Source organism: Marinobacter sp. L-13, assembly GCF_056857715.1.
The window spans coordinates 32,562-49,590 of the sequence record NZ_JBSXNQ010000053.1; the positions used below are offsets into that span (position 1 = coordinate 32,562).

The window sequence follows — 17,029 nt, forward strand, 5'->3', positions numbered from 1 at the left end:
TACGAAGTCAGCCACGTCAGAGAAAGTCGACCTCCGTATCATGCACCGGAAGTCCGTATTTCCCAGCGAATAACGACAGGGTGTCAGGATGACAGGGAGCTGGCCAGTGCGTCCAGATCCGGAGCCACACGATCCAGTTCAGCATTCAGTTCTTCCACAACATTGGGCGTCAGTCCCAGGCCTTCCAGCAAAGCGGGCACGTCGTCGGCATTGAATTCATCGCCAATACCGCGGTCCTTCAACAGGGCGTTGGCCAGCTGTACCATCAAAACATAGTTCTCGTGCTCGCCATGGTAACCCGATTGTTGATGCACGCCAGCCGCCTTGACCACAGGATCAGGCAGTTGCCATAAACGGTGGAGGATACCGCCAATAGCGCCATGGCCCACCGACAGGATTTCCTGGCCATTGCCCTGCCCGAACACCTGCTGCTCAAGCGAGTGCATGCTGGCTTCAGGATTCGCTTCGCGAAGCTCATTGAGCTCATCAAATTCGGCCGGGAACAGATGCCCGACCAGCAACAGGCCAAAGTTGTGCAACAGGCCGCAGAGATAGCCCAGCCCCTTTTCGGCGCCACATCGCGGCGCAATGATCTGGCAAAGGAACGCGCAGTACAGGGAGTGGCGCCAGAAATTGTCCATGCCGAGAATGCCGTGACGGGGTACTTCAAAGGCACGAACGGAGGCGATGCCCAGGGCGATGTGGGCCACACGATCGAAGCCCAGCACACGGGTGACCGCCTCCTGCACCGAATTGACCTGGCCGGGATAATTGAACAGTGCAGAACGGGCGTAACGCATGATCTGGGCCGTGAGACTGGGATCAAACTCGATCAGCTCTGCCAGCTCACGAGCCGTCGCATCGGTGTTGGCAGTCAGCCGCAAAATACGCAGCGCCAGGGCCGGCATGGGGGGCAGACGGTAAAGTTTCTGTAGCTTGTCGGCCACTTCCTCGAGCGTCAGCGCCTCGCGGTTGCCGTTACCCGGCCCCCGGATAACCAGGTGGCCCGCCCTGGCACCGGCCAGGGCCAGACGGAAGGATCGGCCATCCATCTCTAGCAGGGAATGATCAGTGCCACTGGAAAACACGACCTGATCCGCCAGCATCACATCCTCGTCCACGATAACGGGCAGCTCGTAAGCCTGTCCGATGGGCGGGGTGAAGCCGGGATCACAGTCACTGAACAGGCGCATGGTCTGCCGTGCGGTCAGCGGCTGAAGACGGCGACCGGTCAGCTGGTGAACGGCATCCGGGTCCAGGGAACTGTCGAACTTGTGCACGGCCATCACGACACCGGTAATGTCGATCAGCAGAGTGGCCTGTACAAAGCTGTCCTGAGACATCCCCGAGGCAATCACTGCCGCATCCAGGCTGGTGACCTGATCTATCGGCAACTCCCGATAAGTGATGCCCTTGCGGGCGAGAAAACGTTCCAATCGTGCAGCCAGAGCCACAGCTTACTCCCTTTGTTCTTGGTCGGTGGCCAGACTACCCGGCCTTGTCCCGGCACTTTTTTCTATTCTGCTGCAAGGTCAGCCAGTATTCCGCATGCCCGCAGCGATACCTGCCATGGTGACTTTCAGTGCTCTTTCCACCAGTTCCGGCACCTCGCCCTTGCCTTCACTTTCCCGGTCCCGCCGTAGCAATTCGGCCTGAAGGTAGTGCAGCGGATCCGTGTATGGGTTACGCACCCTCATCGAATGCGCAAAGACGGGCTCTCCCTCCAGCAGATCCGTTTGCTCCTTGAGTTCCAGAAGTCGCTCGATACAACCCTGGAGGCGCACGCGAAGACTCTCCCCAAGGGCTTTCAACCGATCATCGTCCAGCAGCGTCTGCTCATAATAGCTGGCGATGCGCAGGTCTGCCTTGGCCAGCACCATTTCCAGCATATCCACATAGGTGCGGAAGAACGGCCAGCCCTGCATCATCTCACGCAATACTGGGAGCCGGTGGTCCCGGGCCGCCTCTTCAAGCGCCACGTCACTGCCCAGCCAACTGGGCAGCATCAGCCGCATCTGGGTCCAGGCAAATATCCACGGTATGGCCCGAAGGCTTTCCACGCCGCCGGTGGCCTTCCTCCGGGCCGGGCGACTTCCGAGTGCCAGTTTCCCCAGGGCCTGTTCCGGCGTGACCTGGCGGAAATAGGGCACGAAGTCGGGATTTTCCCGGACCACATCGCGGTAGGCTTTCAAGGACCGCTCGGTAAGCCAGTCCATGGTTTCACGCCAGCTGTCTTCGGGCTGTGGTGGCGGGGCCAGGGTAGCTTCGATAACCGCCGTGGTGTAGAGCGTCAGGCTCTGAACCGCCAGCCTCGGCAAACCGAACTTGAAGCGGATCATTTCGCCCTGCTCGGTAATCCGGAAACTGCCGTTTACCGAGCCCGGCGGCTGGGACAGTATCGCCCGGTTGGCAGGTCCGCCGCCACGGCCAACGGTACCGCCACGGCCGTGGAACAGGGTCAGATGCACGCCATACTGGCGGGCAACGCGGGTAAGTTTCTCCTGGGCCTGGTACTGGGCCCAGGCCGCCATCAGCTGGCCGGCATCCTTGGAGGAATCCGAATAGCCGATCATCACTTCCTGCCTGCCCTGGCAATACTCCCGATACCACTCAACCTCGTACAGCGCAGACATGCTGTCTGGAGCACCACGCAGGTCATCCAGGGTCTCAAACAGGGGCACGACCCGCATCGGAAACTTCATTCCGGATTCCCTGAGCAGCAAAATCACGCTCAATACATCAGAGGGCTTGCTGGCCATGGAGATAACATAGGACCCGAGGGCTTCCGGCGTTTGCTGCGCCACCACTTCACAGGTTGCCAGCACCTCGCCGACCGATTCCGAGGGCTCCCAATTTCGGGGGACCAGTGGGCGCCGGCCCTGAAGTTCCTTCACCAGGAATGCCTGGCGTTCCTGTTCTGACCAGGACAGATAATCTCCCAGGCCAAGATAATCGACCATTTCGGCAACCGCCTCCGCGTGGCGGCTGGCCTCCTGGCGGATGTCCAGACGAATCAAAGGCAGGCCAAAAGTATGCGCCCGGCGGATGGTATCCAACAGCGGACCATTGGCGATGTCCTCGAGTCCGCACTCAACCAGGGATCGGTAACAGAGCTCCAAGGGACCGGTGAAATCCTCGTTCTCAAAGAGAATACCGTTGGCATCCGCGGTCTCGCCGTTGACGCTCGCCTCTGCCCAGTCCCGGGTTCTGATCAGCCGCTCACGGAGTTCGGCGAGCACATGGCGGTAGGGTTCCCGGGAGTCACCAACAACGGCCTTGAGCTCGTCGCTGGCCTGCCACATGGACAGTTCGGCCCGCAGCGCCTGAATATCACGAAGATAGAGATCCGCTGCCATCCAGCGGCCAAGCAGGAAGACCCGGCGGGTCACCTTGTGGGTGACATTCGGATTGCCATCACGATCACCGCCCATCCAGGATGCAATGCGGATGGGGGATGCCTGCAGGGGAAGGCCCTTTCCGGTCGCGTCTTCCAGCGACGTATCCAGGCTCCTCAGAAACTGTGGCAGGGCCTGCCACAGACTGTTTTCAATAACCGCAAAGCCCCATTTGGCCTCATCCACTGCGGTTGGTCGCTCCTGACGAATCTCGTCGGTGTGCCAGGCTTCGGTAACCAGTTGAGACAGGCGATTGACGATTTCCTCCCGTTCAGCAGGCATGAGGTCGTCATGGTCCAGACGCGCCAAGCAGTCCGACATCTCGTCGTATTTCATAATAAGGGTGCGACGCGCCACCTCGGTGGGGTGGGCCGTCAGCACAAACTCGATTCGCAGATCCGCCACCCTCTGATGCAGTTCCTCCGGCGTGACATCACCTTGCTTGAGCCGCTCAAACACCTCCCCGAGCGATTCGACCATCAGATCAGACTGGTGCCCGCGTTTGCGACGAATACCATGGTACTGCTCGGCAAGGTTGGCCAGGTTCAGGAACTGGTTGAAGGCACGGGTCACCGGAAGCAGCTCATCATCGCTCAACTTGCGCAGCAGATTGACCAGTCGCTGGCCGGACCCGCTTTCCTGGCGACGGTCGGACTTGGCAGCCGCCCGGATTTCCTCAATCAGCTCGTAGCATTCCTGTCCGGGATACCGCCGTATGCTCTGGCCCAGAAGTTCACCCAGCATTCGTACGTTCTCTCGGAGTTCGGGATGTAGCTCAGTCACATTGACGTCCTTTTGAATTGACGGAGGCGAAGTAAACTTACGATACTAAGGAACAGTCGAGAAAGTCTATTGGCGATTCAAGCCTGTAGCTGCAAGGAGTTATCATGAAGGTCACTGATTTGCCCAAACACTGGGAACAGCAAAAAGAGCCCGTGGAGCGTACCCACGATTATAACCTGCGCCTGCCGCTGGAAGATGCCGCACGCGTGGCCGCACTGGCGGAACTTTACCCGGACCGCAGTGAAAGCGATATTCTGAACGACATGATTGGTGCAGCTCTGGACGATCTGGTACGCCAGAGCCCACTGAAGGACAAGCTGGAAGGGAAAGACAAGTAAATAGCGGCGGGCAGCTTTCGCTGCCCGTGTCGTCAGGCGACTGATTCCAGTTGACGGGCCTTGAGGCGCTGGATGTGCTTCTGGCTCAGGCTGACAAACTTGGGAGTCAGGCCCTGATCTTCGTAGATCTCGAAGCCATCCTCGTCGTACGCCACCACTTTGGTGCCCTGAACATACGGAAAGCTGGTCTCCATTTCGTCCAGTGCTGCAGAAATCAGATCCCGCATCAGATCCTGAGGTGACTTCATCGGATAGAGCGCTGCGAGTTTCTCGAGACGCTTGTGATGCTGGTCAGACAACGCCATGAAGTAGGCGTCTCGGGTAAGCCGACCACGTGCATGCTTGTCCCAGTAGTTGACCAGATCTTTGATTTTCATGGTGCCTTCACTCCTGCATCTTATTGATGGCGCACGGCGCACGAAAACTGTGCATCCGTTTCCGGAAGTGTAGACGAAGCCGTCGGTCCGGGGGCGAGAAAATTGGTAACGGATTGTACTTACCGATCCGCCATTTTCAGTGCTCGTTCTCTCCCCGCTCCACGCCTTTCACCGCCTGCCACACGGCATCCAGCGCCTCCAGAGATTCTTCGTCCATATCGCGGCCCTCCCGTTCCAGCACACGTTCAATCGCCCGGAACCGAGCGTCGAATTTATGGTTGGTTCGATTGAGTGCCTGCTCAGGGTTAACCTTCATGAACCGTGCCAGGTTCACACAGACAAACAGGAGATCGCCGAGCTCATCTTCAACGGCATCGGGATCACCGGCGCCCGTCTGTGCGGCTTCCCATGCCTCCTTGAGCTCGTCGATTTCCTCGTGAAGTTTGTCGAAAACCGGGCCAACATCCGGCCAGTCGAAACCGTGCCTGGCTGCCCGTTTCTGGAGCTTCTCGGCCCGAGCCATTGCAGGCAGGGTCCGGGCAATGCCGTCAAGCCGACTTAGCTCGGCGCTGGCTTCCGGTGCCGGCTTCAGTGCCCGCTCCTCGGCCTTGATGCGCTCCCAGCTTTCCTTGATCCAGGCCTCATCCGGCCGGTTATCCGGATCGATGCGACTTTCCAGCGTCCCCTCCGGAAAAACGTGGGGGTGCCGGCGTACCAGTTTGCGCACCAGATGATCCACCACACCATCAAAATCGAAATGACCATCTTCGCGACCAAGCTGGGTATAGAAGATCACCTGGAACAGCAGGTCTCCCAGTTCGTCTTTCAGGTGCGGGTAATCCTCGCGCTCAATGGCATCGGCAACTTCGTAGGCCTCCTCCAGCGTGTGCGGCACGATGGTCTTGTAAGATTGCCTGGTATCCCAGGGACAGCCCGTCTCCGGGTCCCGGAGACGGGCCATCAGGGTTTTCAGATCCTCGATGGTATAGCTCATCCGCGTTTACGCCTTACATCAATGATATTGGGCAGGTTGCGAATCTGCGCCAACAACCGCGCCAGCTGCTCCAGGCTGGAAATCTCCACCGTCACGGTCATGGTGGCCGTATTCTCGTCCTTGTTGCTCTGGGTATTGAGGGACAGGACATCACTCTTGGAGGCCGACAGCACCTGGGTGATATCTCTCAGCAGTCCGGACCGGTCGTAAGCCTCAATCTCGACATCAACCGGATAGACCGCCGCCGGCCGGCCACCCCAGCTCACTTCAATGATCCGGTTGGGCTCGAACTCACGCAGGTTCAGGAACGTCAGGCAGTCCTGACGGTGGACTGTAACGCCCCGGCCGACGGTGATGTAGCCGCCAATGGCGTCACCGGGCAGAGGTTTGCAGCATTTAGCCACCTGGGTCTTGAGCTTGCCGACACCCAGGATCTGGATATCCGATTCGGTATCGTAGGGCTTGCGGCGCTGAGCACTGAGTTTCAGATCCAGCTGTTCGGACTTGGGCTCCAGCATCTGCTGGGCCACATTGGCGACATGGGTGGGGCGAAGGTCGCCGGCACCGGTGGCGGCAAACATGTCCTCGGCACTGTGGTAATTGACCTTTTTAGCCAGCTCACCAAGATCCACGTCGTACAGGGACAGGCGCTTGAACTCGTCCTCGAGGATGGCACGGCCGTCGGTGATATTGCGACCCCGATCCTGCTGTTTGAACCAGTGGGTAACCTTGGCCCGTGCCCGGGAGGTCTGGATGTAACCAAGACTCGGGTTCAGCCAGTCTCGGCTCGGGGCCGGGTTGTTGGAGGTCAGGATAAACACCTGATCACCGGTTTTCAGCGGATAGGTCAATGGGACAATCCGACTGTTCACCCGCGCACCACGACAGGCATGGCCGATTTCGGTGTGAACCCGATAGGCAAAGTCCACCGGGGTTGCCCCCTGCGGCAGATCCACAACGTGGCCCTCGGGCGTGAATACATACACCCGATCTGATGCCACATCGGATTTCAGATGGTCGGCCAGCCCGGACAGGTCGCCAAGTTCTTCCTGCCACTCCAGTACCTGGCGCAGCCAGTTGATCTTGGCATCGTACCCTGTGGACTTGTTGCCCTTGTCCATACCTTTGTACAACCAGTGGGCACAGACGCCCAGTTCCGCCTCCTCATGCATCTTGTGGGTACGGATCTGCACTTCCATAACCTTGCCCTCCGGCCCGATCACCGCCGTGTGCAGGGACTGGTAACCGTTTTCCTTCGGGTTGGCGATATAGTCGTCAAACTCGTTCGGAATGTGGCGCCATAGCGTGTGGACAATGCCCAGGGCCGCGTAGCAGTCGCGCACTTCCGGCACCAGGATACGCACGGCGCGGACATCGTAGACCTGGGAGAAATCGATGCCCTTGCGCCGCATTTTCCGCCAGATGCTGTAGATGTGCTTGGCACGCCCAGACAGCTCACCCTCTATGCCGTAGGCTTTCAGTTCGGTCTGCAGGGTTTCAATCACCCGCTTGATGTAGCTGTCGCGGGCGAGCCGCTTTTCATCAAGCAGCTTGGCGATCTTCTTGTACGCAGACTCATGCAGGTAGCGGAAAGACAGGTCCTCCAACTCCCACTTGATGTGGCCGATGCCAAGGCGATGGGCCAGGGGCGCATAGATATCAAACACTTCCCGGGCCACGCGCATGCGTTTTTCTTCCGGGGCATCCTTGACCGCCCGGATAGCACAGGTCCGTTCGGCCAGTTTGATCAGGGCAACCCGGACGTCGTCGATCATGGTGACGAGCATCTTGCGGACATTGTCCAACTGGCCTTCACTCTGTCCCAGCACGTTCCCTTTCAGCGGGTGGTGGATGGACGAAATCGCCGCCATCTGCTGTACACCGTTGATCAGGCCTGCCACCTCGTCGCCAAATTCCTTGCGGATCATCTCGAGCGGAACACGCTCTTCCCGCACCGCGCGGTAAAGAATCGCCGCCACCAGACTGGCCTGATCCAGGTGCAGCTCCGCCAGCACCTGGGCCATCTCGATGCCGATCCGGAAGCTGCTGGAACCCGGCGCCCACTGCCGGTCCTGCCGGAACGCCTGGAGATCAATCTCGGCTGCCTTTTCGCAGGCCTGCCGGAACTGCTCCGGGTCTTCCAGGTGTGTCTGGGAGGCTATCTGACGGACCCAGCCCTCGATATCCACCTGGCCGTCGCCGGTCATTGCGTAATCTTCGCGAACTTTTACCATATCAGTCTTGTTATTCCTGATGGTTGCCGCAGCCATCCCTGACTGCCCACCGCATCTTCAGTCGGAATCCCGTTCGAACAACGCGATGGATTCCACGTGAGTGGTGTGGGGAAACATGTCCATCACACCTGCGCGCACCAGGCGATAGCCATTGCGCACCATAACGCCTGCGTCCCGCGCGAGTGTTGCCGGGTTACAGGAGACATAGACTATCTTCCGGGCACCGAAGGCGGTCAGGTACTTGCAGATTTCCTCAGCGCCGGAGCGGGGCGGATCAATCAGGATCTTGTCGAATCCTTCCTTCGCCCAACTCTGGCCAGTGAAATCGCCGTGCAGATCGGCACCGTGAAAAGCGACATTGTTCAGGCCATTTAGTTCCGCGTTTTCCCGACCGCGGACAACCATGGTCTCGTCACCCTCCACGCCGACAACCTGTCCGCCACTTCGGGCCAGGGGCAGCGTAAAGTTCCCCAGACCACAGAAGAGATCCAGGACACGCTCACCCGGCTGGATATCCAGCCATTCCACAGCCCTGTGTACCATCGCACGGTTAATACCTGCATTGACCTGGGTAAAGTCCATGGGATGAAATTTCATGGTCAGGTCGAATTCTTCCAGCCTGTAGCTCAGTCGCTCATCATCCCGGCCAGAGGACTCGGGCCAGATCCGATGAACGGTATCGGGCCCTTTTGGCTGCAGGTAGATATGCAAATCGTGAGCCTGGCCGAAGGCAATGAGCTTCTCCCGGTCACCAGTGGACAGGTCATCCATATTGCGGAACACCATTACCGCCACATCATCGCCACAGGCAACTTCCACCTGGGCGATTCGGCTGTAGGCGTCCAGATCGTGCAGCATATTTCGAAGGGGCAGTATGCGGTCGCCAATGCGGGGATCCAGCACCACACAACGGTCGATGTCGGTCAGGAAACTGTTGCGTTTCTCCCGAAACCCCACCAGGACAGACTCCCGGGCCTTGACGTAACGAACCCCGAGGCGCGCCTTGCGGCGATAGCCGAGGCTCTCTTCCGAGCGCAGTGGCTCAATCCACTCCTCGGGTTCGATGCCCCCGAAATGGGCAAAATGCTCCCGCAGGGTATTCTCCTTGAACGCGATCTGCGCATCGCCACTCATATGCTGCAGGCTACAGCCGCCACACAGGTCGGCAAACTCGCAGGGTGGCGTCTGACGATCCGGCGCGGCTTCCAGAACCTCTTCGGTGCGCAGTTCGTCGAACTTGCTTCGACTGGACACCACTTTCGCCATCACGGTTTCGCCCGGAAGGGCGCCATCGACAAACTGGGTCTTGCCATCCTGACGGGCGATACCCCGGCCGTCATGGCTCAGGGTCTCAATCTCACAGCGCACGGGCTCTTTTGGAAGAACCTTCCTGCGTCGTCTGCTCATACTCGGGTCTCTTGGTGGAATCGTGTTCAGGCGCCGGGAAATACACCGGTGGATAGATAGCGGTCGCCGCGGTCACAGATAATGGCCACGATGATGGCGTTTTCAACCTGCTGCGAGAGCTTGAGCGCGGCCGCGATCGAACCGCCGGAGGAGACGCCACAGAAAATGCCTTCCTCGGAAGCCAGGGCCCGCATGGTGTTTTCGGCCTCTTCCTGGCCAACATCCAACACCTCGTCCACCCGTGCGGCATCGTAGATTTTCGGCAGGTAGGCTTCGGGCCATCGACGTATCCCGGGTATGGACGCACCTTCTTTGGGCTGAAGCCCGATAATGCGAATATCCGGGTTGCGCTCCTTGAGGTAACGGGACACGCCCATGATGGTGCCAGTAGTGCCCATGGAGCTGACAAAATGGGTGACACGCCCCCCGGTCTGCTCCCAGATCTCGGGACCGGTCGTGCGGTAGTGCGCCAGAGGGTTGTCCTGGTTGCTGAACTGATCCAGCACCCTGCCCTTGCCCTCCGCCTGCATCTTGAGGGCCAGGTCACGGGCAGTTTCCATCCCCTCTTCCCTGGTGACCGTGACAATCTCCGCACCATAGGCGCGCATGGATGCCCGACGCTCCTCACTCATGTTCGCGGGCATGATCAGCACCATCCGGTACCCCTTGATGGCAGCCGCCATGGCCAGGGCAATGCCGGTGTTGCCACTGGTCGCCTCGATCAGGGTATCGCCCGGCTTGATGTCGCCCCGACGCTCCGCCTCCTGGATCATGCTGATAGCCGGGCGGTCCTTCACCGAGCCGGCGGGGTTATTCCCTTCCAGCTTGGCCAGAATCACGTTACTCGTCTCACCGGGGAGACGCTGCAGGCGAACCAGAGGGGTGTGCCCGACATAATCTTCAATGGTGGGAAAATGCATATGATAACCCTGTGGTACACTTTTGGCTTCGCATGATACGCGTTATCGCCCCGGTCTCCCAATACAGCTTCTCGCTATATCCATGACCGGCGGCTATATCCGACACGGGATTTTCCGGTACCGTCGGGACTGATACCACAGTTATCCCGTTCCGGATCAGCTATTCTTAACACGGACGTTTTCCGCTCTGCGGCGCGGACAAAAGCAATAATTCAGGAACACGGTATGCGACGTTGGGGCATTCGCAAGAAAGTTTTAGTGGTGACGCTGGTTCCCACCCTGCTGACCACCCTGATGCTGGGGCTGTTCTTCACCTACAGCTGGGTCAACAATATCGAAAGTCTGCTGAAGGACCGGGGCGAGTCACTCTCCCGTCAGCTCGCGGCCGGTTCCGAGTACGGCCTTTTCACTGCCAACCGAAGTCTCCTCAGCAGCCTCTCCAATGCCCTCCTGGAAGAGCAGGACGTGCGTTCCATCACCTTCTTTGGCAGTGACGGCTCCCGCCTGCTCCACACCGGGCCCGGAAGCTCGGAGACCGTGCAGTCCGACGAACTCACCGCCGAGCACGCCACCCGGATATCCCGAAAAAACAGCACCCGGTTTATCACCCCCGTGTTTCTGCAGGATCTGATGATCGAGAGCATGCTCGACCCGGATGCCCGCCAGTCCATGTCGAATCTGCGGGAGCCTCTGGGCTGGGTGGTTGTGGAAATGTCCCATATCCGCACCGAAAAAGAGACGTACAAGGCCCTGCTTATTTCCCTGCTGCTCATTCTCGGGGGCGTCATTCTCAGCATGGCCATTGCCCTGCGACTGAGCCGTGCGTTCACCAACCCGGTATTCGAACTGAACGAGGCCGTTGCCAAACTCAAGGAAGGCAAGCTGGATACCCGGGTCTACACCGGCGCCGGGCCGGAGTTCGAACAGCTGGAATCCGGCCTCAATGCCATGGCCGAAGAGCTGAGCAAGGCCCAGGCGGAAATGCAGCAGAACATCGACCAGGCCACCGAAGATCTGCGGGAAACCCTGGAAACCATCGAAATCCAGAACATCGAGCTGGATTTCGCCCGGAAGGAAGCGCTGGAAGCGAGCCGGATAAAGTCAGAGTTCCTGGCCAACATGTCACACGAGATCCGCACCCCGCTGAACGGCATCATCGGCTTCACCGAGCTGCTCCTGAAGAGCCCCCTGCCACGGCAGCAGCGGGACCATCTGAGCACCATCAGGAAATCCTCGGAGATCCTGCTTACCATCATCAACGACATCCTGGACTTCTCCAAGATTGAGGCCGGCAAGCTGATCCTGGACCGGGTGCCCTTCCAGTTGCGGGATATTGTTGAGGAAGTCATGGTCATGCTGGCGCCGGCCGCCCATGCCAAGAACCTGGATCTGGTGCCACTGGTCTACAACGATGTGCCGGACAACATCATGGGTGACCCCTTGCGGGTCAAACAGGTGATCACCAACCTGGTCAACAACGCCATCAAGTTTACCCAGACCGGCGAGGTAGTCCTGCGGGCGAGCCTGGAAGAGGAAGAGACCGATTCCAACCGGGTTACCCTGCGCCTGAGCATCACGGATTCCGGCGTGGGTCTCTCCCGGGCCCAACAGCAATCCCTGTTCAACGCCTTCAGCCAGGCCGATGCCTCCACCGCCCGTCAATACGGTGGCACCGGCCTCGGGCTGGCCATCTCGAAGCGTCTGGTTGAGGAGATGGGGGGCAAGATCGGGCTTGAGAGCGAACTTGGCAAGGGCTCGACCTTCTGGTTCACCCTCACCTCGGAGCTTGCCACCAGCGGTGAGGCCATTGCCCCCCGGGATGCCCTGCGTGGTGAACGGGTCATCTATCTGGAACAACAGAAAACCACCGGCCTGGCCGTGGAACACCTGTTGCGGGACTGGGGCATGGTGGTCGACCGGGTGGCCTCCCCCGGTGCACTGCAGGAACACATTGAGGAAGCCCAGAAAAGCCAGGCCGGTTACGCCGTGGCCATTGTCGGCATTACCCGGCACCTGCTCAATTCCAGCCAGTACTGCAGCCTTGTCCGTACCCTTGAGATCGAACGGGATTGCCGGACACTGTTGCTGACCCCCACCCTGGAAACTCACGACACGCCACTATCGGGGCTTGCCAGCGGCCACCTCACCAAACCGGTGTGCCGCGATTCCCTCTACGACGAGCTTCTGCTGCTGGTGCACGGCATCAATTCCAGCGGGCGGGTGCCCGAATACGAGATTTCCGCCAACCGAGTGACCACCGCCAATGTTCCCCGGGTACTGGCAGTGGATGACAACGACGCCAACCTGAAGCTGGTAATGACCCTGCTGGAAGACTGCCAACTGGACGCCGAGGGCGCTTCCAGCGGATTTGAAGCCCTGAGCAAGGCCAGACAGAAACCCTTCGACCTGGTCTTCATGGATCTGCAGATGCCCGGCATGGACGGTGTGGAAACCACGGCCAGGCTGAGGGAGATGGATACCGGCAATCACCGGACCCCGATCATTGCCCTGACCGCCCATGCCCTGTCGGACGAGCAGGAACGGCTGACCAAGCAGGGTTTCGATGGCTACATGCCCAAACCCATCAGCAGTGGCCAGCTCAACGACATCATTCATGAGTACACCGGCTACGTGTGCCCGAAGAGCGGCAGCGACGGTCGGCTTCCCGTGCCGGAAGTTCGCGACACCCGTCGGGCCCTGCGGCCATCAACGCGCAAAATGCAGCAGGACTGCGTCAGCGTCGAGGAAAGCATTCAGCTGGCCGCCGGCAAAGCTGACCTGGCGGAAGAACTGTTCAGCATGCTGCTGGAACAGGTCCACGTGGATCGGGAGCGGATCCCGGAACTCTGGACCAACGACAATATGGAAGAGCTGCTGGAGTGCGTTCACAAACTCCATGGCGCCACCCGCTACTGCGGCGTACCGGAACTGAGGGCCGCAGCTAACCATCTGGAAACGGCGATCAAATGCTCTGCCCCGGATCTGGAGCACCAGAAAGACCAGCTGCTCTCGGCCATGGAGCGCCTGCAGATCTGGAGCGACCAGACCGACTGGCAACAGCTGTTCCGCGAACGCCACGAGGCCGCCGAAACGACCTGACGCTACCTCGAATCAGGCCCGGCTGCGGGCCTGATCAATAATGGCCTTCATATCCCGGACCGCTTCTTTCAGACCGGTGAAAACCGCACGGGCGATAATGGCATGGCCAATATTCAGTTCGTTGATGCCATGGATCGCCGCTACCCGCTCGGTGTTGTGATAATGCAGGCCGTGGCCGGCATTGACGATAAGCCCTTTCTTGCGGGCATAGGCCACCGCATCGGCAATGGTTTTGAACGCGGCATTTTCAGCCTCTGGCGTTTCGGCCTCGGCATACTCTCCGGTGTGAAGTTCGACTACCGGCGCGCCGCAACGCACTGCGGCATCAATCTGGGCCGGGTCCGGATCAATAAACAATGAAACTTCGGCGCCAATTCGGGCGAGGCGCTCACAGGCCTTGGCCACCCGGGATTCCTGACCTTCCACATCCAGACCGCCCTCGGTGGTCAATTCCTCACGCTTCTCCGGCACCAGGCAGACACATTCCGGCCGAACCTGCTCGGCAAACGCCAGCATGGCATCGGTAACCGCCATCTCCAGGTTCATCTTGGTCTGAAGCACTTCCTTGAGTAACAGCACGTCCCGATCCTGGATATGACGACGGTCTTCCCGCGGATGGATCGTGATGCCGTCTGCCCCGGCTTCCTCGGCCATCAGTGCTGCCTGAACCGGATCCGGATACCGGGTCCCCCTCGCCTGACGGAGGGTGGCAACGTGATCAATATTGACGCCAAGCAGTACTCTAGGATTCATGGGATTCTCCCCGAAGGTGAGTGAAAAGGCTGCGACTGTTAAGGGGGCGCCCCTGCAGAAGATAATCGATCAGCACCCGCATGACCCGCTTCGCCAGCCGCCGACAGCGGTCCGATTGCAGATCATCCCGGGCCAGATCCAGTAATACTTCCCCGGGCAGATGCCGCAGCCGCACACCGGCCGACAGCCCGGAAACAATGCCCTGCTCCGGATCATAACAATACTCCCGGTCAGGCTCGACGGATTGCCCTGTATCGGTGGCAAGATCCCAGGCAAAGTCGTAACCCAGGGCGGCAGCAAAAGCGAGTTCGAACCGCCGCAGCACCGGCTCCACGTCTGTGGTGTCGGACAGCTGCCCGATGGCATCTATGTAGGCTGCAAAGAGGGTCGGATGGGGATCGGCGGCGGGCAGAACCCGCTGCAACAGTTCATTCAGGTAGAGGCCACTATAGAGCGACACTGTCCGGGTGATTGTCGGGCCGGTTCGCACATCGACCTGGGTCAGGGTTTTCAGGTCGCCCCGACCGGCCCAGTCCACCACAAGCGGCTGGAAGGGCTGTAGCTGGGCTTTCAGAGGACTTTTGGCACTGTTGGCGCCCCGGGCAATGACGGTCATCCGGCCATGGTTCAGGGCAAAGAGATCCACCATCAGGCTGGTTTCCCGCCAGGGCCGGCGGTGAAGGACATAGGCGGGCTCCTGCAGCTCAGGCCCCTTCATAGCCGCCTCAGAGGTCGTTCATGCCCAGGCTCTTCAGGGCCCGGTCGCTGTCTGCCCAACCGCGCTTCACCTTGACCCAGAGCCGCAGCATGATCTTGCTGTCGAACATGCGTTCCATATCCGTGCGCGCCTCCTGACCGATCCGGCGCATCCGCTCGCCCTTTTCGCCGATGATGATCTTCTTCTGGCCTTCACGCTCGACCAGGATCAGGGCGGAAATATGCAGGGTCTTGCCCTCCCGCTTGAACTCCTCGATCTCCACCGCCACGGAATAAGGCAATTCGGCCCCCAACTGGCGGGTGATTTTTTCCCGGACAATCTCCGACGCCAGGAAACGCTCACTGCGATCGGTGATCTGGTCGTCCGGGTAGAAGTGGATACTCTCCGGCAGGAACCGGCCCACCGCCTCTTCCAGAGGTTCAAGATTGGTCTCTTTCAGCGCCGAAAGTGGAATAATCTCGGCAAAATCACGCTTTTTCGAGAGCATGTCCAGGTGCGGCAGCAGGCTTTCCCGCTTTTCAATCTTGTCGACCTTGTTCACCGCCAGGATCACAGGGCATTTCAGCCGGCTGAGTTTCTCCAGCACCATCTCATCCGCGGTCGTCCAGGCCAGCTGGTCCACCACGAACACCACCACATCGACATCAATGAGCGCCGACGTGGCCGCCTTGTTCATGTAACGGTTAATGGCCCGGGGCTCATCCTCATGCATGCCCGGTGTGTCCACGTAGATCGCCTGCACCGGCCCCACGGTCTTGATGCCAAGCACCTGATGACGGGTGGTCTGCGGCTTGCGGGAAGTGATGCTCAGCTTCTGCCCGAGGATATGGTTCAGCAGTGTGGACTTGCCCACATTCGGACGGCCAACGATGGCCACAAAACCGCAGCGACTGTCCGGGTTTTCCGGACGGGTGATATCGTTCATTACTGGTTCTCCACGCCCAGTTCTTTCAGGGCGTTACGGGCTGCCTGCTGCTCGGCCACCCGGCGGCTGCTGCCGGTCCCGGTGGTCTTTCGGTCCAGCGATGGCAGCGCACAGGATACATGGAATGTCTGGTTGTGAGCTTCGCCGTCCACGGAAATCACGTCATAGCGCGGCAGTGGAAACTGGCGGGACTGAAGGTATTCCTGCAAACGGGTCTTGGGGTCTTTCTGGGTATCCTGGAGATCAAGCTTCTCCAGGCGGTGCTCAAACCAGCGCAAGACCTGCTCCCGGCAGGTGTGAAAATCGCTGTCCAGGTAGATCGCACCAATGATGGACTCCACCGCGTCAGCCAGGATGGATTCCCGACGGAACCCGCCGCTTTTCAGTTCTCCCGAGCCCAGTCGAAGGTATGTGCCGAGCTGAAACTCGCGACCAATCTCAGCCAGCGTCACGCCCTTTACCATCCGGGCCCGCAGACGACTCAGCTGACCTTCACGGGCTTTTTCGAAGTGCAGAAACAGATACTCGGCAATAACCATGTTCACAATGGAATCGCCGAGGAATTCGAGGCGCTCGTTATTCTGGTTCCCGTAGCTCCGGTGGGTAAGTGCCAGCAAAAGCCGCTCCGGCGATTTGAACTGATAGCCGATGCGCCGCTGTAACTGATCCAGATCCGGTTGTGAACTCACTTGCCCTTCATCTCATATTTGTGCTTGAAGTGAACCACCGTATCCACGTTACTGAACAGGTTGTTACGCACTTCGTAATCAACATTGATGACGACCAGATCGCCGTCTTTATCGACAGAAATATTCTTGGCATCGAAACCCCGGACATTGTTCACACTGAGCCGTTTGTTAATCAGTGTGCGGACCTGGGCCGGCCCCATCTGAGAGAGCCCTTCTGTGCCATCAAGGCTTTCCAGCGCCTCCTGAATGGTGATGTCATCCAGGTAGGCAGGGCCCAGTTTGATCACCAGCGTCAGCAGGCCACCAAAGAACAGCACCATAACCATCATGGTCAATGCCGAGGCACCCCGCTGACGGCCCATGCCGGAAAGATTGTTTTTCTTCATTATGACTGCGC

14 protein-coding genes are annotated in these 17,029 nt (G+C 59.3%); 2 read left to right on the forward strand and 12 right to left on the reverse strand.

From position 1 onward, the window contains the following. Positions 1-83 precede the first annotated feature (83 nt). A complete protein-coding gene (locus AC13DD_RS10020) occupies positions 84-1,454 on the reverse strand; it encodes an HDOD domain-containing protein (RefSeq protein ID WP_273045787.1) in 1,371 nt (456 codons plus the stop codon). Positions 1,455-1,532: 78 nt separating this feature from the next. After that, the gene (gene ppc / locus AC13DD_RS10025) at positions 1,533-4,178 is read right to left on the reverse strand and encodes a phosphoenolpyruvate carboxylase (protein WP_482931095.1); all 2,646 of its coding nucleotides are present in this window, start codon (positions 4,176-4,178) and stop codon (positions 1,533-1,535) included. 104 nt (positions 4,179-4,282) lie between these two features. On the opposite strand from ppc, the gene AC13DD_RS10030 reads away from it, so the two are divergent. Next, positions 4,283-4,516: a hypothetical protein gene (locus AC13DD_RS10030; protein WP_008176161.1), complete on the forward strand. Its 234-nt coding sequence runs from the start codon at positions 4,283-4,285 to the stop codon at positions 4,514-4,516. 32 nt (positions 4,517-4,548) lie between these two features. Here the strand turns inward: AC13DD_RS10030 and AC13DD_RS10035 are convergent, their stop codons facing one another. From AC13DD_RS10035 to cysM, 5 genes are all read right to left on the reverse strand, one after another. Then, entirely contained in the window at positions 4,549-4,893 is a 345-nt protein-coding gene (locus AC13DD_RS10035) for a hypothetical protein (protein ID WP_008176163.1), read from the reverse strand. Positions 4,894-5,029: 136 nt separating this feature from the next. Beyond that, positions 5,030-5,887: a nucleoside triphosphate pyrophosphohydrolase gene (gene mazG, locus AC13DD_RS10040; protein ID WP_482931096.1), complete on the reverse strand. Its 858-nt coding sequence runs from the start codon at positions 5,885-5,887 to the stop codon at positions 5,030-5,032. Beyond that, complete coding sequence (gene relA / locus AC13DD_RS10045; protein ID WP_273093523.1) at positions 5,884-8,121, reverse strand: GTP diphosphokinase; 2,238 nt, start codon at positions 8,119-8,121, stop codon at positions 5,884-5,886. Before relA ends, mazG begins: the two co-directional genes overlap by 4 nt. 57 nt (positions 8,122-8,178) lie before the next feature. Then, complete coding sequence (rlmD, locus tag AC13DD_RS10050; protein ID WP_104270179.1) at positions 8,179-9,528, reverse strand: 23S rRNA (uracil(1939)-C(5))-methyltransferase RlmD; 1,350 nt, start codon at positions 9,526-9,528, stop codon at positions 8,179-8,181. Positions 9,529-9,554: 26 nt separating this feature from the next. Continuing rightward, positions 9,555-10,448, reverse strand: a complete 894-nt coding sequence (gene cysM / locus AC13DD_RS10055; protein WP_008176171.1) for a cysteine synthase CysM — start codon at positions 10,446-10,448, stop codon at positions 9,555-9,557. A 225-nt stretch (positions 10,449-10,673) separates the two neighbouring features. Between cysM and AC13DD_RS10060 the strand changes: the two genes are divergently transcribed. Next, complete coding sequence (locus AC13DD_RS10060) at positions 10,674-13,547, forward strand: ATP-binding protein (RefSeq protein WP_053114633.1); 2,874 nt, start codon at positions 10,674-10,676, stop codon at positions 13,545-13,547. Between the two features lie 12 nt (positions 13,548-13,559). Here AC13DD_RS10060 and pdxJ read toward each other — a convergent pair whose 3' ends face one another. From pdxJ to AC13DD_RS10085, 5 genes are read right to left on the reverse strand one after another with little or no spacing between them, the layout of a single operon-like run. After that, complete coding sequence (pdxJ, locus tag AC13DD_RS10065; protein ID WP_053114632.1) at positions 13,560-14,300, reverse strand: pyridoxine 5'-phosphate synthase; 741 nt, start codon at positions 14,298-14,300, stop codon at positions 13,560-13,562. Then, a complete protein-coding gene (gene recO, locus AC13DD_RS10070) occupies positions 14,290-15,018 on the reverse strand; it encodes a DNA repair protein RecO (protein ID WP_008176179.1) in 729 nt (242 codons plus the stop codon). The genes pdxJ and recO overlap by 11 nt, the downstream gene beginning before the upstream one ends. A 7-nt stretch (positions 15,019-15,025) precedes the next feature. Then, positions 15,026-15,943 carry a GTPase Era gene (era, locus tag AC13DD_RS10075; RefSeq protein WP_104270177.1) on the reverse strand — a complete coding sequence of 306 codons (918 nt, stop codon included), beginning with the start codon at positions 15,941-15,943 and terminating at the stop codon, positions 15,026-15,028. Then, positions 15,943-16,632 carry a ribonuclease III gene (gene rnc / locus AC13DD_RS10080; RefSeq protein ID WP_008176185.1) on the reverse strand — a complete coding sequence of 230 codons (690 nt, stop codon included), beginning with the start codon at positions 16,630-16,632 and terminating at the stop codon, positions 15,943-15,945. The genes era and rnc overlap by 1 nt, the downstream gene beginning before the upstream one ends. Further along, complete coding sequence (locus AC13DD_RS10085) at positions 16,629-17,018, reverse strand: DUF4845 domain-containing protein (RefSeq protein ID WP_008176189.1); 390 nt, start codon at positions 17,016-17,018, stop codon at positions 16,629-16,631. The genes rnc and AC13DD_RS10085 overlap by 4 nt, the downstream gene beginning before the upstream one ends. Between the last annotated feature and the right edge of the window lie 11 nt (positions 17,019-17,029).